Origin of the sequence: Oceaniferula marina (assembly GCF_013391475.1) — a bacterium.
Taxonomy (GTDB): domain Bacteria; phylum Verrucomicrobiota; class Verrucomicrobiia; order Verrucomicrobiales; family Akkermansiaceae; genus Oceaniferula; species Oceaniferula marina.
In genome coordinates this window covers 1-3,292 of sequence record NZ_JACBAZ010000028.1, presented here as the reverse complement: position 1 = coordinate 3,292, position 3,292 = coordinate 1, and the positions used below count along the sequence as shown (strand labels likewise).

Here is a 3,292-nt window from a genome sequence, read left to right as displayed (position 1 = left end):
CCGGGCCTGTCGCTACGCTCCAGCCCCTCCATTCCACCTCTCCAGCTACGGAGAACCAAGCAAAACCAAGCCCAAGGTTAGATCAGCGAATCATCAACAAAACTCACTTTTTACTGGCAACAAAAAGGAGACCACCTCAAAACATTGCCCAACAAGTCGCTGCACCCGACCACTAGTAGCTGACTGGCCAGGTTTTGTTTCTGTTCCTCAAAAAGAAATCTATTAATCCGTTCATCAACCATTTAATCGTGGCGGGTGATCTTTACGTTCGGTAAAAAAAATGAAACCATACTACATTTTTGCATTCTTGATTCTATTAATGGTAGTTTCAGAGGCCAGATCATTTAACCCGCCTGAGATTAAGGGTGTGAAGGGAAGTGTAACTGGCGAAACTAATATTAGTCAGGTTAAGTGTACACTGAAATTGAATGCTAGAGGTTTACATAAAGAGGGGGAATACGTCACTGGGGTCCTACATGTAGATTCTGATTACGTGACATTAGGCGTTAGCCTGACGATTTACAGTGCTAAAGGTTTTAAGCTACTTTCATCGGCTAGCTTGCAGGGAGAAATCAAAGGCACCATAACTGAATACACTTTTGCTATTAACAAAGAATTGTTGGAGTCTTCAAACTTAACGATTTTCACTTCTAATGGTATGTACCGGCTGGATTTGAACAGCGTGACGATGTTCCCACCTGAGAAACAATAACTGACCGAACAAGTCGTTGCACCCGACCGTTAGTAGCTGCCGTGTCAGGCTTAGCTAATGTTCTAAAGAATTGAAATTTTAATCCGTTTATCCACCATTACATCACGGCGGGTGAACTTTACGTTCGCTAAAAAAAACATGCAACAATGGCTTACAATAGCAGAAGTGAATGCTCGGTATGAAGATATTGGACTTCCTGATGACTGGGCAGTTGAGCCAAACTTAGAAGTCCGTGATCGGTATTTCCAGCGTTATTCAGAAGCACGCAAAAAGATTTTTCAGGAACATATTGATACGCTACCAAAGCAGGAGCAACGTTCCATCGGGATAGGGGAGCATCCATCACAGTCACATAGTAGAGGCAAGGAGGCTCGAGTTATAGCAGATGAATTAGAAGCTGACCTAATCGATGAAGGGATAGATTTTGTCAAAAAGGTCGAGGTTGGAGCTTATCATGGTGACAGAATTATATTTGGCTACCTTATTAAATCTGGCGTTTCTCTGTCTAAGGCCGAGACACTTCTTCCTTTTTACTACCGCGGTTTTGAGACTAGATGTCGCGTATTAAGCAATAACGAAGCGAACAAGTCGCAGCACCCGACAGCTAGTAGCTTCTGGGCCAGATTTTTCAGCTGGTTTACAAAATCGAAACTTTAATCTTTGCGTAACTGGTACATCGCTGCCGGTGTGCTTTACGTTCTACAAAAAATATGCATCGTCACCTAATATCATTATTCAGCTTATTTATATTGGCTTCTTCTTTGTCAGCTCATGAGGTCGAGCTGCTACATTTAGTTACACGAACAAGTAGCGAACTTACCTCAAAAAAAACTAAGGTTGAGAAAGCTCCTTTTGGATTGATGGCTGAAATTGAAGGTGCCGTAAACTTTAGCCTAAGAGGAGAGTTTAAGAGCGCGAAGATAATTGAGGCATCAACCGTTGCTCCTGATGGCAATAAATATAATCTTGAAGCTATGCCTGATGGTCCTCCGTCTTTTCATGGGGAACTTCTTTCGTTTTTAAAGATTAAACACGGGGAACGTAGAAATGATTTTTCGATAGGCAGCTGGAAGGTTACCGTGAAGTTCGAGGTTGATGGTGAAGTTTATATGTATGTGGCGAATTATTTAATTTCCTGGCGTAAGCCAGAAAGTAAGTGGGGTATGCAGCAATGGGTTAATCAAAAAAATGTAGAACAAGTCGTTGCACCCGACCGTTAGTAGCTGAAGTGCCAGATTTCACTTCTGTTTCTCAAGATTGAAACTTTAATCCGTTTATCCACCATTACATCACGGCGGGTGAACTTTACGTTCGGCAAAAAATTGCATGTCCTTTGCATTCACTACCCGAGAACACCCATAAGCACTCATAAATCAAACACATCATGCTAAATTGGTATATTGCATTAGATACACGCGGACGCCTTTTCTTTTGGGGCGTATTCGGATTAATTGTGAATGGAGCAATCTATTTCATCGGATTATGGATGCCAGTTTTGCTATTTGTCGCCATCGGTATGATTATTGTAGCAGTTTGTATGAAGAGTGAAGATTCCACGGATATTTAGTCAGATCATTCACACTTGCAGCCAAAATACAAAACAAGCCGAACAAGTCGCAGCACCCGACAGCTAGTAGCTGTCGAGTTTGCGACAGGTAACCTTTCTACGCCATTGTATCTTTAATTCGCATGCCGACGCCTGATCGCTGCCGGTGTGCTTTACGTTCGGCAAAAATAGATCCGTGTTTAGGTTTGTTTGATTGGACAACGGTGATTTGTATAGCCCAGACAGATGGGTTCCGAATCGGCAAATCCTTAGCGTTCACAAAACAAGCCGAACAAGTCGAAGCACCCGACAGATAGTAGCTGATCAGCCAGATTTTTCTGGTGATTTAAACCATTCACACACAGTAAAGTATCCGCCCACTATCTGCAGGTGTTCTTTACGTTCGGTAAAAAATATGAAGCTGGTCAAGCGTTATTCGATTGCTGCCTTCACTGTTTGCACGGCTGCATTATTGTTCTTAGTCTATGGAAGCTACCCTTCGACTGGAATTTCCGATGATACTGTAGCTATACATATTAGCAAAGATGTAGACCAGGATCCTATTGTTACTCTTACAGATGACGAAGACCTGGAAGTAGCGAAGAATCTGGCAGGGACTGTTTGGAGGCATATCAGCACCAACTCACTAGATGAGAGGCCTAGATATCGTCTGACATTGATTAAGGGCAATGACACCAAGGAATCATTTTGGGTTACTCCTACGGAATGGTCGAATCACGGTATTACACCTAAAGGGTTCATTGAGATGATAGAAAAACAAACCGAACAAGTCGCAGCACCCGACAGCTAGTAGCTGTTGAGTTTGCGACAGGTAATCCTTTTACGTCATTGTATCTTTAATTCGCATATTGGCGCCTGATCGCTGCCGGTGTGCTTTACGTTCGATAAAAAATGAAAATACAAATAGCTTTGATCACCTTAATAGTTGGTTTGATCTTTGGATGTAAGAACGGTGAGCCTACTTCCGTCACTCACGAGTGTCGAAATATCAGATCACCGTCCCAACCCGGAGG

Annotated in this window: 5 protein-coding genes; all 5 read left to right on the top strand. The window is 42.7% G+C overall.

Features of this window, described 5'->3' with window-relative positions; translation table 11 throughout:
* Positions 1 to 226: hypothetical protein (locus tag HW115_RS19875; protein WP_227021682.1), on the top strand; the 226-nt coding region annotated here is incomplete at its 5' end.
* Positions 227 to 280: 54 nt separating this feature from the next.
* Positions 281 to 712 carry a hypothetical protein gene (locus HW115_RS19115; protein WP_178935162.1) on the top strand — a complete coding sequence of 144 codons (432 nt, stop codon included), beginning with the start codon at positions 281 to 283 and terminating at the stop codon, positions 710 to 712.
* 138 nt (positions 713 to 850) lie between these two features.
* Complete coding sequence (locus HW115_RS19110; RefSeq protein WP_178935160.1) at positions 851 to 1,369, top strand: hypothetical protein; 519 nt, start codon at positions 851 to 853, stop codon at positions 1,367 to 1,369.
* 53 nt (positions 1,370 to 1,422) lie between these two features.
* A complete protein-coding gene (locus tag HW115_RS19105) occupies positions 1,423 to 1,932 on the top strand; it encodes a hypothetical protein (RefSeq protein ID WP_178935158.1) in 510 nt (169 codons plus the stop codon).
* A gap of 741 nt (positions 1,933 to 2,673) precedes the next feature.
* Positions 2,674 to 3,069: a hypothetical protein gene (locus HW115_RS19100; RefSeq protein ID WP_178935156.1), complete on the top strand. Its 396-nt coding sequence runs from the start codon at positions 2,674 to 2,676 to the stop codon at positions 3,067 to 3,069.
* Positions 3,070 to 3,292 lie beyond the last annotated feature (223 nt).

Excerpts from the sequence above, each read along its gene's own strand:
- HW115_RS19115 (WP_178935162.1), top strand. The coding sequence starts at position 281 with ATGAAACCATACTACATTTTTGCATTCTTGATTCTATTAATGGTAGTT.
- HW115_RS19110 (WP_178935160.1), top strand. The coding sequence starts at position 851 with ATGCAACAATGGCTTACAATAGCAGAAGTGAATGCTCGGTATGAAGAT.
- HW115_RS19100 (WP_178935156.1), top strand. The coding sequence starts at position 2,674 with ATGAAGCTGGTCAAGCGTTATTCGATTGCTGCCTTCACTGTTTGCACG.
- HW115_RS19105 (WP_178935158.1), top strand. The coding sequence starts at position 1,423 with ATGCATCGTCACCTAATATCATTATTCAGCTTATTTATATTGGCTTCT.